This window comes from Mesorhizobium sp. M7A.F.Ca.CA.004.12.1.1, assembly GCF_003997835.1.
In the GTDB taxonomy this organism is placed as follows: domain Bacteria; phylum Pseudomonadota; class Alphaproteobacteria; order Rhizobiales; family Rhizobiaceae; genus Mesorhizobium.
Genome location: NZ_RZRK01001545.1, coordinates 1 through 399 on the forward strand (window position 1 = coordinate 1; position 399 = coordinate 399).

General features: G+C 64.2%; 1 protein-coding gene. It reads left to right on the forward strand.

Features of this window, described 5'->3' with window-relative positions; all coding sequences use genetic code 11:
* The coding region (locus tag EN984_RS37485) for a metal ABC transporter permease (protein ID WP_206517608.1) at positions 1-290 on the forward strand (290 nt) is incomplete at its 5' end.
* Positions 291-399: the final 109 nt, after the last annotated feature.

A 399-nucleotide genomic window follows, 5' to 3' on the forward strand; every position in this document is an offset into this window, starting at 1 on the left:
TAGCAGGACAACACCGCGCAGATGGCGCCGACCAGAATGGCGACGGTGAGACCGCGACGCATGAACTCATGGCTGAGCGGTTCGGCGTCATGATCCTGCTCGCGATGGCGATCGGCGCGGCGACGAGCGCGGTCGGCGCCTATCTCAGCTTCTTTCTCGATGGCGCGACTGGCGGACTGATCGTGGTGCTGCAGACCGTGGTCTTTCTGACTGCCTTCGTCTTCGCACCCAAACATGGCCGTCTCGCCGCGCGCCGGGCGGCACGTGCCGCATCCCAGGTCGCGTCATGATGACAATCTGGTCCTGGATCGCCGAACCGCTCAGCCATGAGTTCATGCGTCGCGGTCTCACCGTCGCCATTCTGGTCGGCGCCATCTGCGCGGTGTTGTCCTGCTATCT